General features: G+C 53.2%; 29 protein-coding genes. All 29 read left to right on the forward strand.

What is annotated here, in order from left to right:
* Positions 1-2 precede the first annotated feature (2 nt).
* A complete protein-coding gene (pcp, locus tag L2W58_RS04705) occupies positions 3-647 on the forward strand; it encodes a pyroglutamyl-peptidase I (protein ID WP_236101931.1) in 645 nt (214 codons plus the stop codon).
* A 121-nt stretch (positions 648-768) separates the two neighbouring features.
* Positions 769-1,599: a 3-methyl-2-oxobutanoate hydroxymethyltransferase gene (panB, locus tag L2W58_RS04710; RefSeq protein ID WP_236101932.1), complete on the forward strand. Its 831-nt coding sequence runs from the start codon at positions 769-771 to the stop codon at positions 1,597-1,599.
* A gap of 17 nt (positions 1,600-1,616) precedes the next feature.
* Complete coding sequence (locus tag L2W58_RS04715) at positions 1,617-2,531, forward strand: ketopantoate reductase family protein (RefSeq protein WP_236101934.1); 915 nt, start codon at positions 1,617-1,619, stop codon at positions 2,529-2,531.
* A 65-nt stretch (positions 2,532-2,596) separates the two neighbouring features.
* Positions 2,597-3,745: an amidohydrolase gene (locus tag L2W58_RS04720; RefSeq protein WP_236101936.1), complete on the forward strand. Its 1,149-nt coding sequence runs from the start codon at positions 2,597-2,599 to the stop codon at positions 3,743-3,745.
* 98 nt (positions 3,746-3,843) lie between these two features.
* Positions 3,844-5,391: an ABC transporter substrate-binding protein gene (locus L2W58_RS04725; protein WP_236101937.1), complete on the forward strand. Its 1,548-nt coding sequence runs from the start codon at positions 3,844-3,846 to the stop codon at positions 5,389-5,391.
* An 88-nt stretch (positions 5,392-5,479) separates the two neighbouring features.
* Positions 5,480-6,412 (forward strand): nickel ABC transporter permease, encoded by a 933-nt coding sequence (gene nikB, locus L2W58_RS04730; RefSeq protein WP_236101940.1) that lies wholly within the window; start codon positions 5,480-5,482, stop codon positions 6,410-6,412.
* A 13-nt stretch (positions 6,413-6,425) separates the two neighbouring features.
* The gene (locus L2W58_RS04735) at positions 6,426-7,298 is read left to right on the forward strand and encodes an ABC transporter permease (protein ID WP_236101942.1); all 873 of its coding nucleotides are present in this window, start codon (positions 6,426-6,428) and stop codon (positions 7,296-7,298) included.
* A 15-nt stretch (positions 7,299-7,313) separates the two neighbouring features.
* Positions 7,314-8,285 carry an ABC transporter ATP-binding protein gene (locus L2W58_RS04740; protein ID WP_274705046.1) on the forward strand — a complete coding sequence of 324 codons (972 nt, stop codon included), beginning with the start codon at positions 7,314-7,316 and terminating at the stop codon, positions 8,283-8,285.
* A gap of 12 nt (positions 8,286-8,297) precedes the next feature.
* A complete protein-coding gene (locus tag L2W58_RS04745; RefSeq protein WP_236101944.1) occupies positions 8,298-9,278 on the forward strand; it encodes an ABC transporter ATP-binding protein in 981 nt (326 codons plus the stop codon).
* Positions 9,279-9,384: 106 nt separating this feature from the next.
* Entirely contained in the window at positions 9,385-9,732 is a 348-nt protein-coding gene (locus L2W58_RS04750) for a DUF6883 domain-containing protein (protein WP_236101946.1), read from the forward strand.
* The gene (locus L2W58_RS04755) at positions 9,713-10,006 is read left to right on the forward strand and encodes a hypothetical protein (protein ID WP_005659860.1); all 294 of its coding nucleotides are present in this window, start codon (positions 9,713-9,715) and stop codon (positions 10,004-10,006) included. The genes L2W58_RS04750 and L2W58_RS04755 overlap by 20 nt, the downstream gene beginning before the upstream one ends.
* Entirely contained in the window at positions 9,990-10,448 is a 459-nt protein-coding gene (locus tag L2W58_RS04760; RefSeq protein WP_236101947.1) for a protein-export chaperone SecB, read from the forward strand. The genes L2W58_RS04755 and L2W58_RS04760 overlap by 17 nt, the downstream gene beginning before the upstream one ends.
* A 284-nt stretch (positions 10,449-10,732) precedes the next feature.
* Positions 10,733-13,507 (forward strand): TrlF family AAA-like ATPase, encoded by a 2,775-nt coding sequence (locus L2W58_RS04765; protein WP_236101948.1) that lies wholly within the window; start codon positions 10,733-10,735, stop codon positions 13,505-13,507.
* A 3-nt stretch (positions 13,508-13,510) separates the two neighbouring features.
* Positions 13,511-14,806, forward strand: coding sequence for an ATP-binding protein (locus L2W58_RS04770; RefSeq protein WP_236101950.1), 1,296 nt, complete (start codon positions 13,511-13,513; stop codon positions 14,804-14,806).
* Positions 14,807-15,165: 359 nt separating this feature from the next.
* Positions 15,166-15,384, forward strand: a complete 219-nt coding sequence (locus L2W58_RS04775; protein ID WP_236101952.1) for a DUF1659 domain-containing protein — start codon at positions 15,166-15,168, stop codon at positions 15,382-15,384.
* Positions 15,385-15,428: 44 nt separating this feature from the next.
* Positions 15,429-15,635, forward strand: coding sequence for a DUF2922 domain-containing protein (locus tag L2W58_RS04780; protein WP_236101954.1), 207 nt, complete (start codon positions 15,429-15,431; stop codon positions 15,633-15,635).
* Between the two features lie 17 nt (positions 15,636-15,652).
* Positions 15,653-15,805 (forward strand): YvrJ family protein, encoded by a 153-nt coding sequence (locus tag L2W58_RS04785; RefSeq protein WP_236101956.1) that lies wholly within the window; start codon positions 15,653-15,655, stop codon positions 15,803-15,805.
* Complete coding sequence (locus tag L2W58_RS04790) at positions 15,798-16,133, forward strand: D-Ala-D-Ala carboxypeptidase family metallohydrolase (RefSeq protein WP_236101958.1); 336 nt, start codon at positions 15,798-15,800, stop codon at positions 16,131-16,133. Before L2W58_RS04785 ends, L2W58_RS04790 begins: the two co-directional genes overlap by 8 nt.
* Positions 16,134-16,155: 22 nt before the next feature.
* Complete coding sequence (locus tag L2W58_RS04795; RefSeq protein ID WP_236101960.1) at positions 16,156-16,722, forward strand: sigma-70 family RNA polymerase sigma factor; 567 nt, start codon at positions 16,156-16,158, stop codon at positions 16,720-16,722.
* Positions 16,723-16,839: 117 nt separating this feature from the next.
* Positions 16,840-17,100 carry a type II toxin-antitoxin system RelB/DinJ family antitoxin gene (locus L2W58_RS04800; RefSeq protein WP_236101962.1) on the forward strand — a complete coding sequence of 87 codons (261 nt, stop codon included), beginning with the start codon at positions 16,840-16,842 and terminating at the stop codon, positions 17,098-17,100.
* On the forward strand, positions 17,081-17,335 hold the full coding sequence (locus tag L2W58_RS04805; RefSeq protein ID WP_255700377.1) for a type II toxin-antitoxin system YafQ family toxin: 255 nt from the start codon (positions 17,081-17,083) through the stop codon (positions 17,333-17,335). Before L2W58_RS04800 ends, L2W58_RS04805 begins: the two co-directional genes overlap by 20 nt.
* A gap of 35 nt (positions 17,336-17,370) precedes the next feature.
* Positions 17,371-18,873 carry an MBOAT family O-acyltransferase gene (locus L2W58_RS04810; RefSeq protein WP_236101964.1) on the forward strand — a complete coding sequence of 501 codons (1,503 nt, stop codon included), beginning with the start codon at positions 17,371-17,373 and terminating at the stop codon, positions 18,871-18,873.
* Positions 18,874-18,886: 13 nt separating this feature from the next.
* Positions 18,887-19,945 carry a hypothetical protein gene (locus tag L2W58_RS04815; protein WP_236101966.1) on the forward strand — a complete coding sequence of 353 codons (1,059 nt, stop codon included), beginning with the start codon at positions 18,887-18,889 and terminating at the stop codon, positions 19,943-19,945.
* Positions 19,946-20,018: 73 nt separating this feature from the next.
* Complete coding sequence (gene murJ / locus L2W58_RS04820) at positions 20,019-21,548, forward strand: murein biosynthesis integral membrane protein MurJ (protein ID WP_236101968.1); 1,530 nt, start codon at positions 20,019-20,021, stop codon at positions 21,546-21,548.
* Between the two features lie 30 nt (positions 21,549-21,578).
* Positions 21,579-22,676 (forward strand): non-hydrolyzing UDP-N-acetylglucosamine 2-epimerase, encoded by a 1,098-nt coding sequence (wecB, locus tag L2W58_RS04825; RefSeq protein ID WP_236101970.1) that lies wholly within the window; start codon positions 21,579-21,581, stop codon positions 22,674-22,676.
* On the forward strand, positions 22,673-23,419 hold the full coding sequence (locus L2W58_RS04830) for an acyltransferase (RefSeq protein WP_236101972.1): 747 nt from the start codon (positions 22,673-22,675) through the stop codon (positions 23,417-23,419). Before wecB ends, L2W58_RS04830 begins: the two co-directional genes overlap by 4 nt.
* Positions 23,420-23,436: 17 nt before the next feature.
* On the forward strand, positions 23,437-24,756 hold the full coding sequence (locus L2W58_RS04835; RefSeq protein ID WP_236101974.1) for a nucleotide sugar dehydrogenase: 1,320 nt from the start codon (positions 23,437-23,439) through the stop codon (positions 24,754-24,756).
* A 16-nt stretch (positions 24,757-24,772) separates the two neighbouring features.
* Entirely contained in the window at positions 24,773-25,762 is a 990-nt protein-coding gene (locus L2W58_RS04840) for a Gfo/Idh/MocA family protein (RefSeq protein ID WP_236101976.1), read from the forward strand.
* Between the two features lie 338 nt (positions 25,763-26,100).
* Positions 26,101-26,595 (forward strand): TDP-N-acetylfucosamine:lipid II N-acetylfucosaminyltransferase family protein, encoded by a 495-nt coding sequence (locus L2W58_RS13210; RefSeq protein WP_420827985.1) that lies wholly within the window; start codon positions 26,101-26,103, stop codon positions 26,593-26,595.
* Positions 26,596-26,651: the final 56 nt, after the last annotated feature.

A 26,651-nucleotide genomic window follows, 5' to 3' on the forward strand; every position in this document is an offset into this window, starting at 1 on the left:
ACATGAAGATATTGCTCACAGGATTCGAACCCTTCGGAGGAGAGCCGGTCAACCCGGCCCTCGAGGCGGTCAAAAAGCTGAACGGAAAAACCGTGGCGGGAGCGTCCGTTTCTTTCTGCGAGCTTCCCACCGTTCGCTGGAAATCGCTGGAGAAACTGGAAAAGGCCATAGCCGAGGTGGATCCTGACGTGGTGGTCTCCGTAGGTCAGGCGGGAGGACGGACCGACGTCACTCCGGAGAGAATTGCCATAAACGTGGACGACTACAGGATAAAGGACAACGACGGCAACCAGCCGGTGGACGATTTAATCGCCCCCGAAGGTCCCGCCGCCTATCGTTCCACCCTTCCGATAAAGGCCATGGTCTCAGCCATGAAGGAAAAGGGCGTTCCCGCCTCGGTCTCCAACACCGCCGGAACCTTCGTCTGCAACCACGTTTTTTACGGCCTGATGCACATACTCGCCAAGGAGGGCAACCGCAGAAAAGGCGGCTTCGTCCACATACCCTACCTCCCGGAACAGGCCGCCAGGCTGGGAGGACAGCCGAGCATGTCCCTGGACTGCATAGTGGAGGGACTGGAGGCCGCCCTCGCCGCAGCGGTAACGGTGGAGGACGATCACAAGAAAATCGGCGGGGCGATCTGCTGAGCCGCCCTGTCTGTTCGACGAGTTTCCGCATGACGGAAGGATTTAGCCTTATACTTAGAGAGAGCCCTCGGGCTCTCTTTTTTCGTGATCTATTCTCTAAAAGACAAACGGGGGGAACGACATGACGAAGGTAACGATCCAGAAACTGCGGGAAATGAAGCAAAAGGGAGAGAAGATCTCCATGGTAACCGCCTACGACTATCCCCAGGCCTGCTTCGTCGAAAAGGCGGGCATAGAGATAATCCTGGTGGGAGACTCGCTGTCCATGACCATTTTGGGCAACGAGGGAACCGTTCCCCTGACCACCGACGAGATGATCGCCCACATAAAGCCGGTCGTCAAGGGAGCTCCCACCCCGATGATAGTGGGGGACATGGTCTTCGGATCCTACAACGAAAGCCGTGAGCAGGCCATACACAACGCCAACCGTCTCATGAAAGAGGGAGGTTGCGACGTAATAAAGCTGGAGGGTGGCCGTCCTGACATAGTCGGAGCCATAGTCGAGGCGGGAATCCCCGTTCAGGGCCATATAGGGCTCACCCCTCAGACCTCCTCTCTTCTCGGAGGCTTCAAGGTCCAGGGCAAAAGCCTCGAGGCCGCTCAAAAGATAGTGGACGACGCCAAGGCCCTGGAGGCGGCCGGAGCCTTCTCCATAGTCGTGGAGTGCGTTCCGGAAGAGCTGGGAAGGGCCATCACCAAGGCGGTCTCCATTCCGACCATAGGAATAGGGGCCGGAGCCCACACGGACGGGCAGGTCCTGGTATATCACGATATGCTGGGAATGTTCGACAAATTCGTCCCCAAATTCGTAAAAAGGTACGCCAACATCGGCGATCAGATAGTGGAGGGACTGGAGAAATACAGAGACGAGATAAAGTCCGGAGCCTTCCCAGCGAAGGAACACGCGTTCGGAGGCATAACCCGGGAAGACCTGGACGGTCTCATCCTCTGAGCCAAGAGGCCGAAGCCATGAAGATAGCCATACTCGGCTCGGGAGCCATGGGCTGCCTCTACGGCGGCAGACTCGCCGAGGCTGGATTCGACGTAACCCTCGTAGACGTCTGGAAAGAACACGTCGACGGCATAAACTCCGACGGACTCAGAATCGAAGGAATAGGAGGAAAGCGGATAGTAAAGGGCATAAAGGCCGTCACCGATCCGAACCGGGCGGGCCAGGTCGATCTGCTGGTGGTGTTCGTCAAGGCCACCCTCACCAAAACCGCCATGGAGGGAGCCCTCGGATTGGTAGGGGATGGTACCAGGGTCCTGACACTGCAAAACGGCCTGGGTAACGTGGAGACCCTGAGCGACATAGTAGGTCCAGACCGCCTTATCGCAGGCACCACCGCTCACGGATCCACCCTTCTCGGTCCGGGGTCGATAAAACACGCAGGAGAGGGCCCCACGGTGATCGGAAACCTCTCGGGGAAGACCGATCCCTTTTTGGAAGAACTGGCGGAAATCCTCGAAAAAGCGGGGTTCTCCGTTCAGATCTCCGAAAACGTCATGGGCCTCATCTGGGGAAAACTCATCGTGAACGTCGGCATAAACGCCCTCACGGCGATAACCGGCCTCAGAAACGGCCGCCTGCTCGACTTTCCCGAGACTAAGGAGCTCATGAGGATGGCGGTGGAAGAGGCCCTAGAGGTGGCCCGGCGAAAGGGCATCGTGCTGAACGATCCCGATCCGGCAAGACACGTCGAAGAGGTGTGCCGATCCACGGCGGAGAACCGTTCCTCCATGCTTCAGGACGTCATGAACCGACGGCGAACCGAGATAGACGCCATAAACGGGGCGGTGGTCGCCGAGGCGGAAAAACTGGGGCTGTCCGCCCCGGTCAACCTGGTGCTGTTCAATCTGGTTAAGACATTACAGGCGATGTAAGTTCATACCATCTGTTATACAATGGTCCCTTAGGCAAGGTATCCAAAAACAGGAGGGGATCACAGTTGAAAGCGATAACGAAGGTCCAGGCTTGGACGGTTACGAATGGAATCGTGGAAAACGCCACGGTAGTCGTCGACGGCGGCAAAATCGTCTCCGTCCAGTCCGGGGGAGCGGTGCCGGAGGGGGCCGAGGTCATCGACGGAACCGGCAAGATACTCACCCCGGGCTTCATCGACGCCCACGTCCATGCGGGAATATGCGAGGAGGCCGTTCCCGGGGCGATGAACGCCGTCAATGAGGACACCGGGGCGGTCACGCCGTCGGTGCGGGCCGTCGACGGAATCAACCCGTCCGACGAAGCCTTCCGCAACGCCCTGTCCGCCGGGATCACCTGCATGCAGATACTCCCGGGCAGCGCCAACATAATCGGGGGAATAGGGGCTATCCTGAAACCGGTGGGGCACATAGTGGACAAAATGGTCGTTCGGGCCCACTCGGGAATGAAGGCCGCTCTGGGCGAAAACCCGGTCAACTGGCAGGGAGGCAAGGGACGTTTCCCCTCCACCAGAATGGGCAACGCCGCCTGCATGAGAAAAGCCATACAGGACGCCTTCGACTACAGGGACAAAAAGAAACGGGCGGAGGAAAAAGGGGAGCATTTCTCCATAGATCAGGGAATGGAGCACTTCCTTCCCGTATTGGACCGCACCGTGCCCATGAGGATCCACAGCCACAGGGCCGACGACATCTGCACCGCCATAAGAATCTGCGACGAATTCGGCCTTCGCTACACCATAGAGCACTGCACCGAGGGACAGTTCATAGCGGACTACCTGGCGGAGAAAGAGATTCGGGCAGCGGTCGGTCCCACAGCCACCAGCAAGACCAAGGAAGAGGTCAGAAACAAGGGTTGGGAGACCCTTCTGGCCCTCAAAAAGGCGGGCGTATCCTTCTGCCTCATCACGGACCATCCGGTCATCCCCATAGAGACCCTCCCCGTCGCAGCGGCACTTGCCATAAGGGCCGGACTGGACGCCGAGACGGCACTGGAGGCCCTCACCATAGCTCCGGCCAGACATCTGGAGGTGGACGACAGAATGGGTTCCATCGAGCCGGGCAAGGACGCCGACCTGGTCCTCTGGGGCGGCGACCCCTTCGACGTAAGGAACGCCCCCGAGCTGGTCCTGGTGGACGGAGAGTCGGCACTGTAAAGAGAAATAAAGAACAGTTGACGAATTCAAGCAGGCCCTACAAAGTGTCAGCAGGGTGCGCTAAAACGGATACCAATTTGAATACGGGAGGGAATACAATGAAAGCAAAAGGCATCAAACTCTGCGCGGCATTCTGCGCCGCCGCTCTTTCCGCCGGACTCCTGGCGGGAAATCCCGCCATCGCCAGGGAGAAGAAGGACCCCGACACCTTGACCGTGGCCAACGTCTACGACGCCAAGACCCTGGATCCGTTCGGGACCAACGACGTGGCCTCCTCCGGAGCCATGCTCCACATCTACAATCGCCTGGTCAAACTCAACGACAAGGACGAGGTAGTAGGAGATCTGGCCGAGAAGATCGAGCAGGTGGACGACCTTACCTACAGGTTCTATCTGCGCAAGGGCGTCAAGTTCCACAACGGCGAGGAGCTCAAGGCCTCCGACGTGGTCTTCAGCCTCAAGAGATCCCTGGCTCCCTCCAGCGGTGCCGTCAAGCACATCGTCGGAGCTATCGACCCGGACAGCATAGTGGCCCTGGACGACTACACCGTCGAGGTCAAGACCCTGTTCCCCTTCGCCGCCTTCCTGCCCTCCATGACCCACATGGGCGGAGGAGCCATCCTCAACGAGAAAGCCGTCACCGAGGCGGGAGACAACTACGGCATGAACCCGGTGGGCACCGGCCCCTTCAAGCTGGTCGAGTGGAACCGCGGCGACAAGATGGTCATGGAGCGTTTCGAGGACTACTTCGGCGAGAAACCGGCCTATAAGACCCTCATCATCAGGGCCATCCCGGAGGGAACCAACCGCACCATCGAGCTCGAGAGCGGCAACGTCGACATCGCCTACCAGATAACCACCAACGACGTCAGCAGGGTGGAGGCCAACAAGGAGCTTAAGCTTCTCAGGCTTATCGACAACTCCACCACCTACCTCGGCTTCAACTGCGAGAAGGCCCCCTTCGACGACGTCAGGGTTCGTCAGGCCATCACCATGGCTCTGCCCACCCCTCAGATCATCAAGGCGGTCCTTAGAGGAGTGGGAGCCCCCGCGGTCGGCCCCATCGCTCCCAACGTAAAATACGCCAACCCGGACCTCAAGCCCATGGCCTACGACGTGGATAAGGCCAAGGCCCTCCTCGCCGAGGCGGGATATCCCGACGGCTTCAAGGCCTCCATCTGGACCAACGACAAGAAGGCCAGAATCGACATAGCCACCATTGCCCAGAACCAGCTCAAGAAGATCGGCGTCGAGGTGGACATCCAGGTCCTCGAGTGGGGCGCCTATCTTGAGGGACTTACCCAGAAGAAGCACGACATGTTCATCGTCGGCTGGACCTGCCAGACCCCCGATCCGGACATGGCGGTCTTCGCTCCCTTCCACTCGTCCATGAAGGGCAACAACAACTTCACCTTCTACGGCGACGACGAGGTCGACGCCCTTCTCGAAAAGGGAAGAGTCACCCCCGACGGACCGGAGCGTCAGCAGGTCTACTACGATATTCAGGACGCCCTCAGAGAGAGGGGACCCTGGGTGTTCCTGTACAACGACGAGCAGATCATCGGAACCCAGGACTATGTCAAGGGATTCACCGTAAGCCCCTTCGGCTTCCACGATCTCAGCAAGGTGACCTTCGACGGCAAATAGCCTGAAGACCTCAAGCACCTAAGCACCCGACGCAGGAGCATGGCTCGTCCGTGCTCCTGCTTTCCATTCTGCATTGGGAGGTAACGGAATGTTCAAATATATCTTCAAGCGGGTACTCATGCTCGTTCCGGTGCTCATAGGGGTGACCTTCATAGTCTTCTCCATGCTCTACATAACCCCGGGAGATCCGGCCAGGATGGTCCTGGGAGAGCAGGCCCCGCAGGAATCGGTGGACGAGCTGAGACAGGAGATGGGGCTGAACGACCCCTTCTTCGTACAGTTCGGACGCTACGTCTATAAAGCGGTCGTCCACGGAGACATAGGCCGGTCCTACATCACCAAGAGGCCGGTGGTCCAGGAAATCTGGGCCGCCTTCCCGGTGACCTTGAAACTCTCCGCCATGGCCATGATCATAGCCATGATAGTGGGAATACCCTGCGGCATAGTGTCCGCCATAAAACAGTACTCCCTGTTCGACAACGTGGTCACCGTCTTCGCCATGATCGGCATATCCATGCCGGTCTTCTGGCTGGGAATACTGCTCATACTGCTCTTCTCCGTGAGGCTCGGATGGGTTCCCCCGTCGGGCTTCGACAGCGTCTCCACAATGATCCTGCCGGCCTTGACCCTGGGAGCCCAGTCCGTGGCCATCATCACCAGGATGACCCGATCCAGCATGCTCGAGGTCATAAGGCAGGACTACATCCGCACCGTCAGGGCCAAGGGACAGAGGGAAAGGGTGGTCATCTGGAAACACGCCCTGGGCAACGCCCTCATACCTGTCATAACCATAAGCGGAATACAGTTCGGCATCCTCCTGGGAGGGGCGGTTCTTACCGAGCTTATCTTCTCCATCCCGGGAGTAGGAAGGCTTATGGTCGAATCCATCAAGATGAGGGACTTCCCTGTGGTACAGGGCGGAGTCCTCTTCATCGCCGTGGCCTTCTGTGTGGTCAACCTCCTGGTGGACCTCGTCTACGCCTGGCTGGACCCGAGAATCAAGGCCCAGTACGTCTCCTAGGAGGTGCATCGGAATGAGCGAAACCGTAATCAAAGAGACAAAGAAGAAAAACCCCTGGGCCGAGGTGTTCCGGAGGCTCAAAAAGAACAGACTGGCAATGATCGGCCTGTTCGTAGTAGTGGTGCTGGCCTTAACCGCCATCTTCGCCGACTTCATAGCCCCCTATACCTACGAGGAACAGGACCTCATGGCGGCTTTCGAGAGTCCCTCGGCGACCCACTGGTTCGGAACGGACGAGTTCGGTCGAGACATCTTCAGCCGCATCGTCTACGGAAGCCGAATCTCCCTACAGGTTGGATTCGTTGCGGTCAGCTTCTCCATACTGGTCGGAGGATTTCTCGGAGCCTTGGCGGGCTACTACGGCGGACGGATCGACAACGTCATAATGAGGTTCATGGACGTCCTGTTCTCCGTTCCTCAGCTGCTGCTGGCCATATCGGTGGCGGCCTCGCTTGGACCGGGACTCTTCAACCTCATGATAGCCGTCGGCATATCCTCCGTTCCCCAGTACGCCAGACTGGTCCGGGCCTCGGTTCTCTCCATAAGGGAGCAGGAATTCATAGAGGCGGCCAGGTCGGTGGGAGCCAAGGACCTCAAGATAATCTTCAGACACATACTGCCCAACTGCATGGCCCCCATCATAGTTCAGGGCACCCTGGGGGTCGCCTTCGCCATCCTGACCGCCGCTGGGCTCAGCTTCATCGGCCTGGGCATACAGCCTCCCATCCCCGAATGGGGAGCCATGCTCTCCGGCGGACGGGAATACATCCGGGATTACGCCTACATGACCATGTTCCCCGGACTGGCTATCATGATAACCATACTGGCTCTCAACTTCCTGGGCGACGGACTAAGAGACGCCCTGGACCCCAAGCTGAAGAACTAGAACGGGGGACCGGAAATGAACGATAAAATGCTGCTGGACATACAGGACCTCTCGGTCCAATACACCACCGAGGACGGAATCGTCCGGGCCGTGGAGGACCTGCAACTGAAGCTGGCCCCGGGCGAATCCCTGGGCTTCGTCGGAGAGACCGGAGCGGGAAAGACGACTACCGCCCTCTCCATAATGGGGCTTATCCCCGAACCGCCCGGTAAGATAACCGACGGAAAGATAATCTTTCAGGGAAAAGACCTTCTCAAGGCCTCCGAGGAGGAAATGCGCTCCGTCAGGGGAGGAAAGATCGCCATGATCTTCCAGGACCCCATGACCTCCCTAAACCCGGTCATAACGGTTGACGAACAGATAGCCGAGATGGTGCTGCTCCACAACGACGTCAGCAAGAAAGAGGCACTCAAGATAGCTGTGGAAATGCTCGAGGTCGTCGGAATCCGTTCCGAAAGGGCCCACGAATATCCCCATCAGTTCTCCGGGGGAATGAAACAGAGGGTCGTCATAGCCATAGCCCTGGCCTGCAACCCGGCGCTGCTGATAGCGGACGAGCCCACCACCGCCCTGGACGTAACCATCCAGGCCCAGGTGCTGGAGCTCATGAAAGACCTCAAACGCAAGTTCAACACCGCCCTCATCATGATAACCCACGACCTGGGGGTGGTCGCCGACATATGCGAAAAGGTCGCCATAATGTACGCTGGTTCGGTGGTGGAATACGCCGAGAAGAGGCCTCTCTACACCGAGCCCCTTCACCCCTACACGGTGGGACTGTTCAATTCCATACCGGACGTGGACGACGACGAGGAATTCCTCAAGGTCATACCGGGACTCACCCCGGACCCCACGAACCTTCCGTCGGGATGCCCCTTCCACCCCCGGTGCACCCACGCCATGGAGCGGTGCCGCACCGAGCGTCCCCGCTGGACCGAGGCCAGGCCGGGCCACTTCGTGGCCTGTTTCCTGCACCAGAAAGACTGAGGAGGGCCCGTCATGGTCGCAGTAGGAAACAAACTCATAGAGGTCAACAACCTCAAAAAATACTTCAAAACCAAAAGAGGCATGCTCCACGCCGTGGACGACCTTAGCTTCCACATAGACAAAGGCGAGACCCTGGGCCTGGTGGGGGAGTCGGGCTGCGGTAAATCCACCACAGGCCGGGTCCTCATAAGGCTGCTGGAGGCCACGGCGGGACAGGTCCTCATGGACGAAGAGGACGTGCTCTCCGCCTCTGGAAAGAGGCTGGCTAACCTCAGGACCAAGATGCAGATGGTCTTTCAGGACCCGTACTCCTGCCTCAACCCCAGGATGACCGTATCGGAGCTCATATCCGAGCCCCTGGAGGTCAACAACCGCTACACCGGAAAAACCGAGCGACCCGCCAGGATCAGGGAGCTCATGGACATAGTCGGATTGGCCGCCAGACTCACCAACGCCTACCCCCACGAGCTCGACGGAGGACGGCGCCAGAGGGTGGGCATAGCCAGGGCCCTCGCCCTGAACCCGGAATTCATAGTTCAGGACGAGCCGGTCTCCGCACTGGACGTGTGCATCCAGGCCCAGATACTCAACCTGATGAAAAACCTCCAGAAAGAGCTGGGACTGACCTATCTCTTCATCTCCCACGACCTCTCGGTGGTAAAACACGTCTCTGACAGAATCGCCGTCATGTACCTCGGGTCGATGGTGGAGCTCACCGACTACAGATCCATATTCAAGAACCCCCTCCATCCCTACACTCAGGCCCTGCTGTCGGCCATACCGATAGCCAAGGTCGACGTCGACAGAGACAGAATCCTCCTGGAGGGAGATGTTCCCAGCCCCATAGAGCCCCCGGCGGGATGCCGCTTCGCCGGACGATGCCGCTTCCGCCAGGAACGGTGCACAGTGGAGACCCCGGAGCTTCGTCAGATGGAGCCCGGTCGCTGGGTTGCCTGCCACTACGCCGAAAAGCTGGAGGAACGACGAGCATAGGGTCACCGAGACAGATCGAGTTGCCTGACCTCTCTTGACGGGATCGGCGGTGGGTAATAGGATCTAGAATATAGAGACGGTGGAGATCTCCTGAGGGGGAGGCGTTTTGGCTAGTTTAAATAATCTGACCATAGAGATACCTGAGGCTAAGATTTTCAGGTATGCTCTGAACGAGCAGCACCCTTCGGGGAAACATAAGGCTTTTGTTTTCGAATCGGTATTAGGCTTTAATTCGTCTAATGGAGATAAGCTGATAGAAAAAATAAAGGCTGCCGTGTTGCAAAATGTAGACAGACTAACGAAAAAGGGTTGTACTCCGGATGGATCTTTGCGTTATGAATTGATACTCGAAATTGAGGGAGAAAACGGTCGAGTAGCTAAGGTGCTAACAGCTTGGCAAAAAATAGGCAGTACTCTAAGGTTGGTGACGACACATGTATGCAAAAATAGATGAGCTTGACATGGTTAAGCTGAGGGACGGTACTGAAGGAACCGTCGTCCATGTAGGTTCGGGGGGCTCTTTTTACACCGTAGAGGTTGAATCCTCCGATGGAGACTGGGAACTTTTCGATGTACTAATAGATAAGATCGAATCGGTTATCTGGAAAAATCCGGATAGCGATGTCCCTCTTCATGGAACTTCCCTGAAATATGCACTGTCGGACACGTCCTTTTCCCTCAAAGGAACCTTGGTCGACGGATGCGATCAGATTGCTCTTGCTTCGTAAAATGACGATTTCGACCGGTTGTGTTCTTAAATTTACGGATTATAAGCTTGAACGGGCTTGCTTTGAGGGGAATCCAAACTATAAAAAAAGAGAAGGGATGATTCCTCTAGATTTAAGCTTAAGCCGTGATATGAAAAGCATAAGCGAAAATAGTTTTTCTCTATCGATCTCCGTCGATGTATTTGAAAAACCAAGAGAAAATAATTATCCTTTTTCCGTCGGTGTTACCGTTTCAGGTTTTTTTCAAGTGGACGACAGCGTCGGTCTAGATCTAAAAAACAAGCTTATAGAAACGAACGCCGCAGCGATTCTGTTTCCATACGTAAGATCTATAATCTCTCAGATCACATTGATGGCGAATACCGATAGCACCTTGATCCTCCCACCCGTCAACTTTGTGGAAATGCTAAGGTCAGAGGAAACGAAAAAAACCTTGGAATGATCGCCAGATCTAACGATTAGAGTCATTAATGGAGTAGGCTTGACTTTTCAGACAAAGCCAAGCCTGCTCTTTTTGTTTTGTATCGATACTCCCCAGGCTTCTGCTTGCGGGAATACCCATAGATCCCCAGGAATTTCTGAAAGACCTGCTGTAACCTCCAAAGGACCCGACCGAAAGGTCGGGTCCTTTTTGTTCTTTCCGTAAGAGTGGTAATATAAACTCACCGTGAGGTTTTCGTTCTACCGCGACGGATACGCGTACTAAAGTCAGAGGAGTGGAATGAAATGGCAGATACGTATAGTTTCCCTGGAAGTAAATGGATGAAGTTTGATTTTCATACGCATACTCCTGCATCGAAAGATTATGATAGGGGAGATGACTTCCTCAAGAAGATCAAACCGGAGTTTTGGCTACAAAAAGCGATGGAGTCCGGTCTCGATTGCGTGGTCGTGACCGATCACAACTCGGGCGGCTGGATCGATGATTTAAAGTCTAAAAACGAGGAACTTAAAAATTACGACACGAAACCCGACTGGTACAGGGATCTGACCATTTTTCCAGGATGTGAGATTACCGTCGCCGACAGCACTAGTCGTGTTCATCTCCTCGCTGTTTTTGATCCGAGCTGCGATAGCCAAAAGGTAACCGGTCTTCTGGGTGCGTGTGGGATCACAGACGGACATGGCGACGACCATAAAACGTCCACGTCAAAAAGTTTTATCGATACGGTTAAAGAGATTGCCGAGGCAAAAGGAATTGCCATAGCTGCTCATATCGACGGTTCAAAGGGTTTGCTTGAAAAGGCCGTTTCTCTGACGTCGGAACTCGAAAAAAGCCTTGGATCTTTAACCGCTGCGGAATTTTGCGATCTTAACAAATTCGACAATGCGGAATCGTCCTTGAAAAAGGCCGTTGACCGTCTAGCAAAGGTAGGGGGGTCCGATGCCCACAAGCCGGACGAAATTGGAAAGCATTTCAGTTGGATTAAGATGGGGCCTCCTTCTATAGAAGCTCTTCGATTGGCATTGCAGGACCACGAATTTTGTGTAAAAAGCCAGATTGAAAATCCCAACAGTCTGCCGGATATCTTCTTGTCGAAGCTCACCATAAAGGGCATGCACCATTGCGGTCGTATCAGTGACCAACCATTTATCATTCAATTTCATCCACATTTTAACTCTATCATCGGTGGACGTGGAACCGGGAAATCTACCGTTATCGAATCCATCCGTATCGTCACTCGCCGAGATAGGAACTTGGCCACCGAAGCTCCCAGGGTAAAAGACGAGCTGGATAAGTTCATGAAACTGTCCCAGGAGAAAGGTGTCATGCTGAACGACACGGAAATTCTGCTGGAGCTCCGTCGACGTGATAAAAAGTATAGATTGCGCTGGAGATTTGACGGAGAGGGTGCGGTGTTAGAGGAGGAAGTCGACGGAGTTTGGCAAGAAACCGAAGCAGGTGACTTTAGAGAACGGTTTCCGGTAAGCATTTTCAGCCAAAAACAGATCAACGAATTGGCGTCGAATCCACGAGGACTATTAGAGATAGTAGACCGTTCCCCCGAGGTGAATCGAACGGAATGGCAGTCGCAGTGGGAAAACGCTAAAAGCCGTTTTCTTCAACTGAGAGAGCGAAGAAGAGAGCTATTACGGCACCTGGCCGACGAGCCGCAAATTCGGGCGAAACTGAGAGACGTCGAAAACGACCTAAAACAATATGAAGAGAAAGGTCATGGTACCGTACTCAAACAGTATCAAAAGCGCAGCCAGCAAAGGAACGGTCTTCCCGATGACGGTGTTTTCGATGAACTTTCCTCCGGTATAAGAACACTTGCGTCTAACGCCGAACTCTCGGATTTTCCCTCGCATCTGTTTGACGAACAGGATGAGACTACCGTCGGGATCAGGACGATTCACGAACGGACGGCGAAAGAGCTAAAAAAGATCGGGGAGACCCTTGGCAAGCTTGCCGATAAAGTCGATGAGCTAAAAGCCCAAAGAGAAGAAAGCATTCTCTCGAGCGAATGGTATAAGACGGTACAGGCCAGCATCGTCGCCTATAACGGGTTGGTCAAGGAATACGAAGAAAGACAGAGCCCGTTCAGTATTCATCTTTATGGTGAGTGGGTTCAGCAACGCAGCCAATTGCAGCAGCGACTAAAAAAACTTGATTCCACCCGGAAGGAAACGAAGTCGACGGAAAAACAAATCGATGAAACTTTCGCAAGGCTTCAAGAATTACGCGCCGAGTTATTCGAAAAGAGGAAGAAGTTTCTTGAGAAAATCATAGGAAATAGCTCTTTTGTGCGTATGGAATTAGTAAAATATGGCGAAGTGAGCATGGTAGAGGACGAATATCGTTCTTTACTCAACCTTGAGGATGGAAAGTTCGTAAGTTCGGTATATGATCGAGAAAACAAACAGGGCCTTCTCTGGCCGTTTATCAGATGGGAAGATTCTGAAGTACCTGAAGCCGGCCTACCGCAGGTGATTTCGGAGATAAAAACCAAAACGCTTGATATCGCCAGAGGGCGGTTTTCCGGAAATCATGGTGCGTTTGATAATCGCCTGAAGAAATTATTTGAGAATCAACCGGCTACTTTCGATCAAATCGAAACGTGGTGGCCGGAGGATATGCTGCGAGTCAAATATTCCAAAAAACCGGCCTCGGGTAAGTTCGATGACCTTGAGAAAGGTTCTGCCGGGCAGAAAGCAGCGGCTATTCTTGCTTTCTTGTTGAGCCATGGCGATGAGCCGTTGATTATAGACCAACCGGAAGACGATCTGGATAACGCATTGATATGTGACCTTGTCGTAAATCAGATTCACGAAAACAAAAGGAGACGTCAGCTTATCATCGTGACCCACAACCCCAATATCGTCGTTAACGGCGATTCCGAGCTGGTGCATGTCCTGAAATATGAAAACGGCCAGGTACAAATCGATCGACAGGGCGGCCTTGAGGAATCAAGCATTCGAGACTCTGTCTGCACCATCATGGAAGGTGGCCGTCAAGCGTTTAAAAAGCGCTATGAGCGCATAGCCCTGGAGGTTTAATTTATGTTTCAAGCTACGGATGAACTATTAAAACAAATTCGATTGGGGGAGGACTCCTCTCTTGAACTGAAAGACCTGAGATACAAGGGAAATCAGGTTAACGAGCCCCATCGCAACAGCATGGCCGATGAGCTAGCTGCGATGGCGAATACGTCAAACGGAGTTTTTGTATTAGGGGTTGACGATAAGTCGAGAACGGTCGTTGGTATTCCTGAAGACAAGTTGGACGTAGTCGAAACCTGGCTGCGAGGAATATGCAACGACCTCGTCAATCCTCAACTTTTTTGCCGAATTAGAAAGCTGCCGGTAGTAGCCGAAGACGGTGTGGAACGGGTTATTGTCAGAGTAGACGTTCCCAAGAGTCTGTATGTCCATCAAAGCCCCGGCGGATACTACCATAGAATCGGTAGCTCGAAACGACAGATGACTCCTGATATATTGGCCAGGCTTTTTCAACAGCGAAGTCAGGCCAGAATCATCCGTTTTGATGAACAGTCGGTCACCGTTGCCCCCCGAGAGTGTCTCGAAAAAAACTTATGGGGAAAGTTCAAAACGCCGCTGTCTCCAGATAGCGATGACGACTTTTTGATTAAGCTAAAGCTGTTGACGCAGGATGATGACGGTAAGATATGTCCCAGTGTCAGTGGAATACTGATGGCATGTAAAAATCCTCAGGAGTTTCTACCTAACGCATTCATTCAAGCGGTTGCCTATCGGGGAACCGAACGGGATGCAGCATACCAGCTGGATGCAAGAGACATCTTTGGACCTTTGGATGTCCAGATTATAGAGGCTTACAAGTTCGTAGAAAAAAACATGAAAGTTTATGCGGTCAAGGAGCCTGCGAGACGAGACATCCCACAGTTTGCGATGCAGGCGATATTTGAAGCGTTGGTAAACGCCGTCGCACACAGAGACTATTCAATTCAGGGCTCTAAAGTTCGATTACACATGTTCTCCGATCGTGTTGAGCTTTTTTCTCCCGGAGCTATCCTTAACACGATGACGATCGAGAGTCTGCCTCTTCGTCAGTCCTCTCGTAATGAGCTCCTTACCAGCTTACTTGCGCGTTGCCCGATGCCCTTTGCCGATTTTCCAGGGGAACGCAATTTTCTCATGGATAAACGAGGCGAGGGAGTGCCCATCATTCTTTCCGTAAGTGAAAAACTTTCGGGGAAGCGTCCAGAGTATCGTTTGATCGATGACACCGAGCTCTTATTGACGATATTTGCGGCACAGCCACCGCATCAAAGCCCTGACGGATCGGCTCTCGTAATTGATCATTCCCCAATGCATTGATACGATGTGGTGCACAGTGGAGACCCCGGAGCTTCGTCAGATGGAGCCCGGTCGCTGGGTTGCCTGCCACTACGCCGAAAAGCTGGAGGAACGACGAGCATAACGCTACCGATCAAATAAATCGATTGATGGAGCAGGCTTGACTTTTCAGACAAAGTCAAGCCTGCTCTTTTTGTATCGATACTCCCCATCATGGATTATAAACTAATTATAATCAAGATCTTGTTAAATTTTGATCGAGTTACTATAATCAAGGTCGAGTAAACGTTCTGAGGAAAATCGTTTATGAATCTCTTTGTATAAAACCCCTCCCGAGCCCACTTTACATAATAGACCCCAAGAAGAAAGGAGGTGCTCGAATGGCATCCTTCGTACCGTCGAACAGCAGAGTAGTGCTTCGCTGTCAGGTTGGAACCTCGGCGGACGGCGTTCCCAAGCTCGGGAGCCTGTCCATATCCGGCGCCAACCCCGCCATGACCGCCGACCAGCTGGACGCAGTGTCCGCCGCAATGGGAACCCTTCTGGACGTTCCCGTCGTGGAAGTCCACAAGATCGACACCGACATCGTCTCGGACTAACCGGACCGTTCGAAATTTAAGCGCACAGGAGAGGAGGTGAAAACATGAAAACCGTTAAGATGACCTTCGGGAGAGCGGACGGAACGAAAAAGAGCATCTCCCTCAAGCACGCCAAGGAAACCCTCACGGAAACCGAGGTCAGGGCGGCCATGCAGTCCGTCATAGACAACGGAGCGGTTCTTCCGGCGGTAACCGCCATAGTCGAAGCGGAGCTTATCGATCGCACCGTGGCGGAGATCATAACCCAGTAACGAGGAGGACGGAAAAAATGGAGGACTTACTGGCCGGAATAGCCCAGAGCGGCTTCTCCGTAGCGGTGGCAGCCTACCTGCTCATCCGCATGGAAAGCAGACTCGAAGGGCTCAGCCAGGCCATACAGGAACTGAAACTGGCCATAGTCGAGGAAGGCCGTCGTGGATGACAACGATATCCGCATAGCGCCCCACTTCTCGCTTAGGGAGTTTCAGTGTCCCTGCTGCCTCACGGTGCGCCTCCAACCGGAGCTTCTGAGCCGGTTGGAGGCCCTCCGGGGCCGCTGGGGTCCACTGCGGATAACCAGCGGCTACAGATGCCCAAGGCACAACTCCGAGGTCGGAGGCGTGTCCCGCAGTCGACACATGAACGGCGCGGCGGCGGACGTGGCGGTCTCTAAAAGCCGTCAGGAACTCTTCTGCGCCATAGCCGAAGAAGAAGGCTTCGACTCCGTGCTGCCCTATAGGGACAGGGGGTTCGTCCATCTAGCTGTATGAAATCGAAGGAGGTTTATAGAAGATGCACCAGGAAAAAGGAAAAACCGTAGGACCTATAGACGAAAGCAAACTCATCGGAGGGGACTGCCCCTGCGACGGAACCGACGACATTCTCGATCTGGAGGAACTGGTGCTTCGATACCTGCCCCTTATAAAAAGCCTGGCGAAACGCTACGCCGGGCGGGGCGCCGACTTCGAGGAACTTTTGGGCGAGGCTGCCTGTCATGCACTGGAGCTCATAATAAAATGTCCGGACGAACGGCCCCTGCCCCTCTACCTGTCCAACATGCTTCCCGGCAGGGTAAGAGACGCCGCGGAAAAACTCCGTCGTCAGGCGGACCACGGCAGCTTCGAGGAGATGGCCGAGACCGGCTACGAGCCGGAGGATCCGAACCCACTATACAACCCCAAGCTTCTGCTTGCGGGAATACCCATAGATCCCCAGGAATTTCTGCTGGTTGAAGACCTTCTTCGAGGTCTGAGGCAAAGCGAGATAGCGAAAGACCTGGGATGCTCCCAGCAAAACGTCAGCGTCATGGTCAGAAAGCTGAGAAAAAAGCTGGCGGATTTTCTGAAAGACCTGCTGTAACCCCCAAAGGACCCGACCGAAAGGCCGGGTCCTTTTTGTTCTCTCCATAAGAGTGGTGCCCTTAATTGATCATTCCTTGATCTGTTGATACAATGTGCCTACAAGGAGGCGATAAAGATGACCGCCTGTGATAGTTCTATCAGAGTTCGCATAGACAGCGAAACCAAACAGAAAGCATCGGAAGCCCTTTCGCAGATGGGGCTATCCATATCCGACGCCGTCAGGATGACGCTGGTACAGATCGGAACGAGCGGACGACTTCCATTCCCGGTAGAGATCCCCAACGCTACTACCCGCCAGGCTATGGCCGAGGTCGCTTCCGGAGAAGGAAAAGAATTTCAGTCTCTCGACGACCTGTATGAAGACCTCGGTATCTGATGCCGAAGCTGAAACGATCAACTCAGTTCAATACAATGATCATTCCATGCTAGGAAACTGGGGCAGCCATCGCTCGCTTCATATAGAACCCGATTGGATCCTGATATACAAAGTCGACCAACAAACCATTTCACTGATCAGAACCGGCACCCACTCCGATATCCTCAAAAGAAAAGGGCCCGGCCGAAAGGCCGGGTCCTTTTCGTGTCTTTCCCTCCATCTCGTGATAGGATAACCCGGTATATACCAATCGTTCGATGAGGTGATCCGGTGTTATTCAATTCCTATGCGTTTCTCTTCGTTTTTCTGCCGATAACGTGGGTTCTCTTCCGCTTCGCCTGTTCCAGACACGTAACCGACGTGGCGATAGCGGTTCTGACCGTGGCCTCTCTGGCGTTCTACTCCTACTGGAATCCCCCCTTCGTCTTCCTCATACTGTTCTCCATACTTTTCAACTACTCCTGGGGCAGGATCATAGAGAAGAGCATCGACAGGGGCAAAAGCGGCAAGGCGTGGCTTTACGTGGGGGTGGCGGTGAACCTGTGTCTCATAGGCTACTTCAAATACGCCAACTTCATCATGTCCAACGCGGCCTGGCTGGGCGGATGGAGCTGGACGACCAGAGACATCTTTCTTCCTCTTGGGATATCGTTCTTTACCTTCCAGCAGATAGCCTATCTCATCGACTGTTCCAGGGGACTGGCCAAGGAACACGCCTTCACCCACTACGCACTGTTCGTCACGTTCTTTCCCCAGCTCATAGCCGGACCTATAGTGCGATACGACCAGATAATGCCCCAGTTCTCCCGCCTGAGAACCTTCGGCCTGAGCTACAGAAACCTTGCCATGGGTGTAACCCTGCTCACCCTGGGACTGTTCAAGAAACTCGTCATAGCGGACACCCTTTCGCCCTGGGTGGCGGCGGTGTTCGACGGCTCCGACACGGTAACCTTCTTCGAGGGCTGGGCTGGAGCGCTGTGCTACACATTCCAGATATACTTCGATTTTTCCGGGTACTCGGACATGGCTCTGGGGCTGGGTAGGATGTTCAACATCGACCTGCCGATAAACTTCGACTCGCCCTATAAAGCCACGTCGATAATAGACTTCTGGCGGCGATGGCACATATCCCTCTCCACCTTCCTCAGGGACTACCTCTACATTCCTCTGGGGGGCAGCAGAAAGGGCTCGATGCGCCGTTACGCCAACCTCATGACCACCATGCTTTTGGGAGGCCTTTGGCACGGCGCTTCCTGGAACTTCGTGGTTTGGGGCGGGCTTCACGGACTGTTCCTGTCGATAAACCACGTCTTTCGCTCCGTCTTTCCCAGACGGGACGGGAGACCGTCTTTTTTATCCCGCGTTCTTTCGTGGGGGCTGACCTTTCCGTCCGTCGTCGTGGCGTGGGTTTTCTTTAGAGCCACCACCTTCTCCAGAGCCTGGGACATACTAGGGGGAATGTTCGGGTTTAACGGTGCGGTTCTTCCGCCGAACTATATGCCCATCGCGGCGGGAAGAAGGATATTGGAGGCTTTGGGGGTGGACTTTTACTATCCTTTTTCATGGGGAATCTTGAATCCTAGAAAAGAACTCTTGTTTATATTTTATTGTTTTTTGGCGGTAATTGTTCTTCCTAATAGCTACGAATGGAGTAAGGCTTTTTTCAGAAGAAAGCGGTTCAGATTCCTTTGGGCCGTCGTCTTAGGTGGTCTGCTGGGGGTAAGCGTATGTTTCCTCAACCGAATATCCGAATTCCTGTACTTTCAGTTTTGAGGAGGAGTCTAATATGAAGGGATGGAAAAGTTTTCTCCTCGTGACGTTGCTCACCGCAACTGCGTTTTGTGGAACGGTTGCCGGCATAAACTATATGGTCGATCCGCTGTGGTGCTTCGACCACGAGGTTTTGTTAGGAAAGAATCAACCCATGTTCGACGAGCGTCAACAGAAAACCGATTGGCTGACCTTTCACGACGTGGATTACGATACTCTGATTTTCGGAAATAGCAGGGTGTCCTATTTGGATTCTCGAGAGGTTCCCGGAAGGGCCTTCAACTATTCGTGTGGTAGCATGAGATCTACGGAATATCTGGATTATGCTAAATATGCAAAAGAAATACAAGGAGGGAGTATTAAGTGTATACTGCTTGGCGTCAGTTTCTACGATACCAACATGGCAATCAAGACGACTTTTAAGGACTCTTCTTGGTATATAGACAGAGCCAATTCTGTAGGGTTTCGATATAGATCTCTCTTGAGTTTAAATTTAATGCTTTATTCTTTGGAAGCAATCAAAAGGGACGCAGATAAGAATACACATGATGCATATTTTCGTTGTAAAAAAAATATATTAGCTAAAAGGATGTCTCTTCCTATCGATGATGTCTTTAGGGAGAAAGCCATCAAGGCGCAAATAAATAGATATAGAGCAGAGGTATATGGTGGTAGCTACGTTTATAACGGTAATAAAGCTTCTTTTGAAAAATTGAAAGAAAAATTTCCAGACACTAAGATCTATGTTTTTATTACTCCGGTTACAGTTTCTTTTGTAAAGTTACTTATTTCAGAGGGCCGTTGGGAGGATTACAAACGTTGGGTCAAAGATCTGGTCGACGTGTTTGGAGCCGTTTGGAACTTTATGTACGTCAACGACGTGACGGAAAACATTGCAGCTAATTTCAAAGATGCCCACCATTATTCACCGGAGGTTGCGGCAATTATAGCAAAAAAGGTTTACGACCTTCCAACTCCGCCGGAGTACGATTCTTTCGGCATAAAAATGACAAGGGAATCCCTGTCGTCGGACATCCGCTTTTTGGAAAAGAATCTGAAGGGTATTCTTCAGTAACGGTCTTGACCAATTGCGTTTCGAGTAGTATTTTTACTCATATATAGTAAGGCCGTATGGGAGGTTCCGTGTTGTGAATAGAATAAAATCTTTCGTGCGGTCGCTGACAAAAGATAGGTCCGCTTTGGGAAGCTCCATCGTAATGACTGCAATCACTGTGGTCAGCAAGGCGATGGGTTACGGACGGATGGTGTTGATGGCCGTAATGTTCGGAGCTTCCGCCGGAATGGATTCTTACTATGTGGCAATCGGGGCTTTGACTCTGCTGGCGGGAACTGCTCAGAATACCCTTGAGTCGGCGGTGCTTCCCATCCTTGCGATGGCGGAAAAAGAGGGGCGAGATCGTGATTTTATGGCCTCGGTTTTTCGGATCGCCGTGGCGATAACCCTGTTCGTGGTGGTTGTGCTTGGTCTTTTCTCTCTCCCTTACGTAAGTCTTTTCGCCCTTCATTTCGACCAGGAAAGGCTGATAATCGCTTCCAGGATGCTGCTCTTGCTGCTGCCCTGGGGAATCGCCACTGTGTTGAACGGCTTCATGATTTCCTGGTCCACCCACAAGGGCAGATATACCCTCTCGTCCGTCGCCACCTCTCCCTTCAATCTGGTGATGTTGCCCTTGATGGTGTTATTAGCTACGAGGTGGGGTAGCTACAGCCTTGCCGTAGCCCAAAGCGTGGCCCTTGTCCTGTGTTCCATTCTATTCTGGCGGCTTCTGAGGGGCTTCCCATTGAGATATCGGTCCGTTCCTCGGGATCTGTTAGGCAAGGCCGGGCGAGATAGTCTTTTGTGTCTGGGTTTGGCGGGTGCCAGCTCCCTTTATCTGGCTACCGATCGTTTTTTCGCGTCTTCTCTTCCGGTGGGGAACGTTTCCGCCATAAGCTATGCCAGCGTGGTGTTCGGGTTGCCTTTGGGGTTTGCCGTCGCTCCCTTGCTTATGTATCTCAGCAAGTCCAGCAAGGCCGTGGCCCAACGTGGAGAGGCCAGAGGGCAGTTAAAAGGGGCCTTGTCCATCGGTTGGGCCTACTTTATGATCTGCGGGATGGCCATGATGGCGGTATCGAAGCCCCTTGTGACATTGGTGTTCAACTACGGCGCTTTCGATTCCTACGCCACGGACCTTACCTCAGCCTGCCTTTCGGCTTTGGCGATCGCATTGCCTTTCGCATTATGGCAGACGGTGCTTTTTCGATATATACAGTCGATCGGCAGGCTAAGCTTGGTGGTGTCCTGGAGTTATGTTTCGATTCTAATAAACGCCCTGTTGGATTGGTTTTTTGCCTCTCGTTTCGGAGCTCCCGGCATATGTTTCGCCACCAGCCTGGTATGGCTGATATCCTCTTTCGTTTATATGACCAGGTTGACTCCCGGCCTCTTCAGGGAGATAGCGGCTCCCATAGCGTGTCAGCTGTTTGTGGCGGCTCTGTGGGTCGTACCGTTGAAGTTGTTTCTTTCTGGCACGATAATTCCCTTGACGGTGGCCCTTTTCTCTGTAATCCTTCATGTATTGATCTGTGAAAAATTAGGATTTTACAGAGACCTGCCTGAATCTTGGAGGCCTGTATTTATCTTGAAACTGGTGGTCGGCAAGGTTTTTCGTAGTTAGATTTTTCTTTTGCTTGAAGGAGGATTTGAATTGCCCAAGGTAATCTCCCTCGTAGGAGCTCGGCCCCAGTTCGTCAAAGAGGCCATGATATACAAAGAGGTGCGCCGTCTTTCCGCCTGGGATCACGTGCTGGTCCACTCGGGACAGCATTACGACGCCTCCATGTCCGGAGCCTTCTTCGACCAGCTATCCATAAAAAATCCGGATCACTCCATGGACATAGGCAGCGGGTCCCACGGAGCTATGACGGCCCGCGCCCTCGAGCGTTTCGAGGCGGTGCTGCTGGAAGAACGGCCCGACATGGTCCTCGTCTACGGCGACACCAACACCACCGTGGCCGGAGCCCTGGCGGCATCCAAGCTTAAAATCCCCGTGGCTCACGTAGAGGCGGGCATAAGGCAAAACCCCAAGGACATGCCGGAGGAGATAAACAGAGTCGTCACGGACCATCTGTCCAGATATCTCTTCACCTGTTCTCGAACAGCGGCAAACAACCTGGCGAATGAGGGAATAACCCAAGGCGTCCACAACGTAGGAGACGTCATGTACGACCTTTTTCTCATGATGCGTTCCAGCTTCGACGGAGCAGTCACGGAAAAACTGGGTCTGAAGCCGAATCGCTTCGTTCTGGTGACCCTTCACAGGGACTTCAACGTGGACGACGAACGAAAGCTCGGCGAGATCCTAAAGGGCCTCTCCGAGCTGGGAAAGACCCTCGATCTGGAGATAGTCTTCCCCGCCCATCCCAGAACGTCGAAGAGGATAGAGGAGTTCGGCCTCTCCGGCCTGACGGACGGCATCAAGATCGTTTCCCCCGTGGGATACTTTCAGCTCATGGGGTTGGCTGAAAACTGCGCCTTCGCCGTTACCGACAGCGGTGGATTTCAGAAAGAAGCCGTCTTCGCCGGAAAAAGGGCCCTGGTTATAATGCCCGACACCGGCTGGAGAGAGCTTACCGACTGCGGCTGGAACCTCCTGGCGGAGCCTAACTCGGAGGACATAGTAAAAAAAGGACTCTCCATCGCCCAAACCGACGGAACGACACCGCCCACCCCCTACGGCGACGGAAATGCGGCGGAGAAGATAGTTCTCGCCTTGAGATCGATACTGAAAGGAGCCACCCAATGATAAACAGCCCTTGCCCCGAAAGCGCCACGATCGGACAGAACGTGGTGATAGAGAAAGACGTTCGGATAGGAGAAAACGTCCGGATCGGTCACAACGTGGTCATAAGGTCCGGCGTTCATATAGGCGACGGCTCCATCATCCTGGACGGAGCCATACTGGGCAAATGCCCCGCCAAGGCGGGCCTCTCCGCCACCACAGGCGAGGCCGTGGAACTTCCCCCTCTGGTGCTTGGCAAATCTGTAACGGTAGGGGCCTGCTGTGTTATCTATCGCGGGGCCGAAATTGGAAATTCCGTCTTCTTCGGCGACTGCGCCACCGTCCGAGAGGATGTAACCATCGGCGAACTCACCATAATCGGCAGAGGAGCCACCGTGGAAAACAAGACGACCATCGGCAAAAGATGCAAAATAGAGAGCAACGCCTACATAACCGCCATGAGCACCGTGGAGGACTACTGTTTCATAGCCCCCTGCGTGGCCTTCTCCAACGACAACTACCTGGGTCGAACCGAAGAGCGTAAAAAACACTTCGCCGGACCGGTCCTCCGAAAAGGAGCCAGAATAGGGGCCAACGCGACCTTGCTTCCCGGAGTGGAAATAGGTAAAGACGCCCTCGTCGCGGCGGGAGCGGTGGTCACCAAAAACGTTCCATCCGAAACGGTGGTGGCAGGATGCCCCGCCAAAGAGATGAAACCGGTACCGGAAGAGCAGCTCATAGAAAACCAGACATATTACGAAGGATAAAGGAGACCGACCTCACCATGGCATTGATCGACAGAATAAAAGACAAAACGGCCAAAATCGGAGTAATAGGCCTGGGCTACGTAGGCCTTCCCCTGGCCGTGGAAAAAGCCAAGGCGGGCTTCTCCGTCCTCGGCTTCGACGTTCAGCAGGACAAATGCGACAAGATAAACAGAGGGGAAAACTACATAGGCGACATAGTCCCGGAAGAGCTCAAGGACCTCGTCTCCAAAGGCCTCATAAAGGCTACCACCGATTTCGACGGCCTTAAAGACTGCGACGTCGTCGCCATATGCGTTCCCACGCCTCTGGACAAATTCAAACAGCCGGACCTCTCCTACGTCGAGGCATCCACGAAAGAGGTTGCGAAAAGGCTGCATAAAGACATGCTGGTTGTGCTGGAATCCACCACCTACCCCGGAACCACCGAGGAAATACTGAAACCCCTCCTGGAGGCGTCGGGCCTTAAAGTAGGAACGGACATCTACCTGGCCTTCAGCCCCGAGCGAGTAGACCCGGGCAATGCGACATACAAAACCCACAACACCCCCAAGGTGGTCGGAGGCTGCACCGCTCAGTGCACCGAAATAGCCAAAACCCTGTACGAATCGGTGCTGGACGCCCCGGTATTCGTCGTATCCAGTCCCAAAGAGGCGGAGGCCACCAAAATACTGGAAAACACCTTCCGCATCGTAAACTGCGCCCTGGCCAATGAAATGGCCATACTCTGCCACAAAATGGGAATAAACGTCTGGGACGTCATAAAAGCCGCCTCCACAAAGCCCTTCGGCTTCGTTCCCTTCTATCCCGGCCCTGGAATAGGCGGCCACTGCATCCCTCTGGACCCCTTCTACCTCACCTACAAGGCCAGGGAATACGACTACCACACCAGGCTCATAGAGCTGGCCGGAGAGATAAACGACTCCATGCCGGACCACGTAGTCGAAAGACTGATGGACCTGCTCAACGACAGATCCAAACCCCTCAGAGGCAGCAAAATACTTCTGCTGGGAGTCGCCTATAAAGGTGACATAGACGACCTCAGGGAATCTCCGTCCCTCAAGGTGTGGGAACAACTGGAGCGTAAAGGAGCGGTGGTGAACTATCACGACCCCTACTGCCCCGAGGTCGACTGGAAAGGCGAAAAGGTGAGTTCCGTAGACATAACGGGAAAAAGCCTGAAGGAATACGACGCCGTGGTCATAGCCACAGCCCACAAAAACAAGGTAGACTACAAGCTGGTGGCGGACAACTCCAGCCTCGTCTTCGACACCAAAAACGTTCTGGCACCGACGTTGAAAGTAGATCCGTCGGAGCTCGAAAACGCCTATCTGCTGTAGCTTGGGAGGAGAGAAAATGCATAACATAGCCATATTAGGTTGCGGAAGGATAAGCGCTAGCCACGTGGCAGCCATAGAAAAGGTTAGTGAACTGAAGCTCGTGGCCTGTTGCGACATACTGGAGGATCGGGCTGCCGAAACGGCCGCCAAGACCGGTTGCACTGCCTACACCGACTACGAAAAGATGCTTGAAAAAGAAGGCATAGACATGATCGCCCTTTGCACCCCCTCGGGAATGCACCCGGACCACGCCGTAACAGCCGCGAAGGCAGGGGTAAACGTGTTGTCCGAAAAGCCTCTTGGCACAAGCCTCGAAAAGGTGGATCGGGCCATAGAGGCCTGCGACAGGGCCAAGGTGCTCTACATGGAGGTGAAGCAGAACCGGCTCAACCCCACCATAGTGCTGCTTCGTCAGGCCCTTGAGGCCGGGCGGTTCGGCCGAATCCACATGATAACCTCCAACGTTCTATGGACCAGGCCCCAGGACTATTACGACATGGCCCCCTGGCGGGGAACCTGGGAGTTCGATGGAGGATGCCTCGCCAACCAGGCCGCCCACTACGTTGACATGGTTCAATGGATGGGAGGGGCGGTGGAGCAGGTGCACGCATTTTCTTCCACCCTGGGCAGACGTATAGAGGCGGAGGACACCATAACGGTCGGCCTCAAGTTTCGAAACGGAGCCGTAGGGAACATAAACGTATCGGTGCTGACTTACCCCAGAAACCTGGAGGGAAGCATAACGGTAATGGGAGAGAAGGGCACCGTAAAGATCGGCGGTGTCGCCATGAATAAGATAGATATCTGGGAATTCGACTCGCCCCATCCCATGGATGACGAGGTTGAATCGACCAGTTACGACCCTAAGAGTGTCTACGGTGGGGGACACTATGTTCTGTACCGTGATCTTCCAGGAATGCTGGATGGAACCTCTAAATCTTACGGCTTCGTCACCGCAAGAGAGGGAAGAAAGACCGTCGAGGTGCTGGAGAGGGTTTATAGCTAAGAAAATTCTACATGTCTTGCCTGATTCCACATATTCTCAATATTTCTTTAAATTAACAAAAACTACCCGGGTAATTTTTTTATATTGTATGATTATAAAAATAAATTTTTCGATATCCCCTGTCTGTTTAAAAAAAACCGCGGTATAGATCGGAAAAATTATTAAAGTTGCTTGATGTTGTGAACAAGTATGACCATGTTTTTTTCATTCGATAGATAATATGATATCAATCTGTTTTTTTGCAAGACGTGGTGTAACTTTTCACTGGATTATTTGGGGCGGGGTTTTATATTCCAGTCTTTTGCCACCCTTTACCCTTAGAAAAAATCGGTTTTTTTATCAAGAAAGTTGGTTTGATACATTTTAAACACGTTCATACTGCTCTTGAGGGTGATGTTTCCATTGCTCGCAAGCTGTACAATAAAAAGCTTGTTTTTAATCGGTTTGTTTACCCTACTTTGGATGAGAGCATTCCTTTCGACATAGATCTTGCTCTGAAAAATCACGTTGATGGCAGAAAAAAGCTTAAGATCCAAATTGGCAACTCTGCCGATCCTAGCAATAACCATTTGGAGGTTTTTAGAGCTATAAAGGGAAGTCTTGGCTCAGACTTTGAAGTCCTTTGTCCTTTGTCTTACGGTGACCAAGACCATGCCGCTAGCGTCATAAGGTTAGGGAAAGAGATGTGGGGAGATAGATTTAGACCTTTAACTGATTTTATGAGTTATGACGACTATGTCAGGGAGCTTTCCTCTGTAGACTGTCTAATTCTAAACCACAAAAGACAACAGTATAGTGGACCCGGAAAAATGGACCACCGAGTAAGTTGCTAGGTTAAGGTCAAGAACAGGCTGCTGTATCATAGGTCTCAGAAAGAGGGGGACATAAT

It is taken from the genome of Dethiosulfovibrio faecalis (genome assembly GCF_021568795.1).
Taxonomy (GTDB): domain Bacteria; phylum Synergistota; class Synergistia; order Synergistales; family Dethiosulfovibrionaceae; genus Dethiosulfovibrio; species Dethiosulfovibrio faecalis.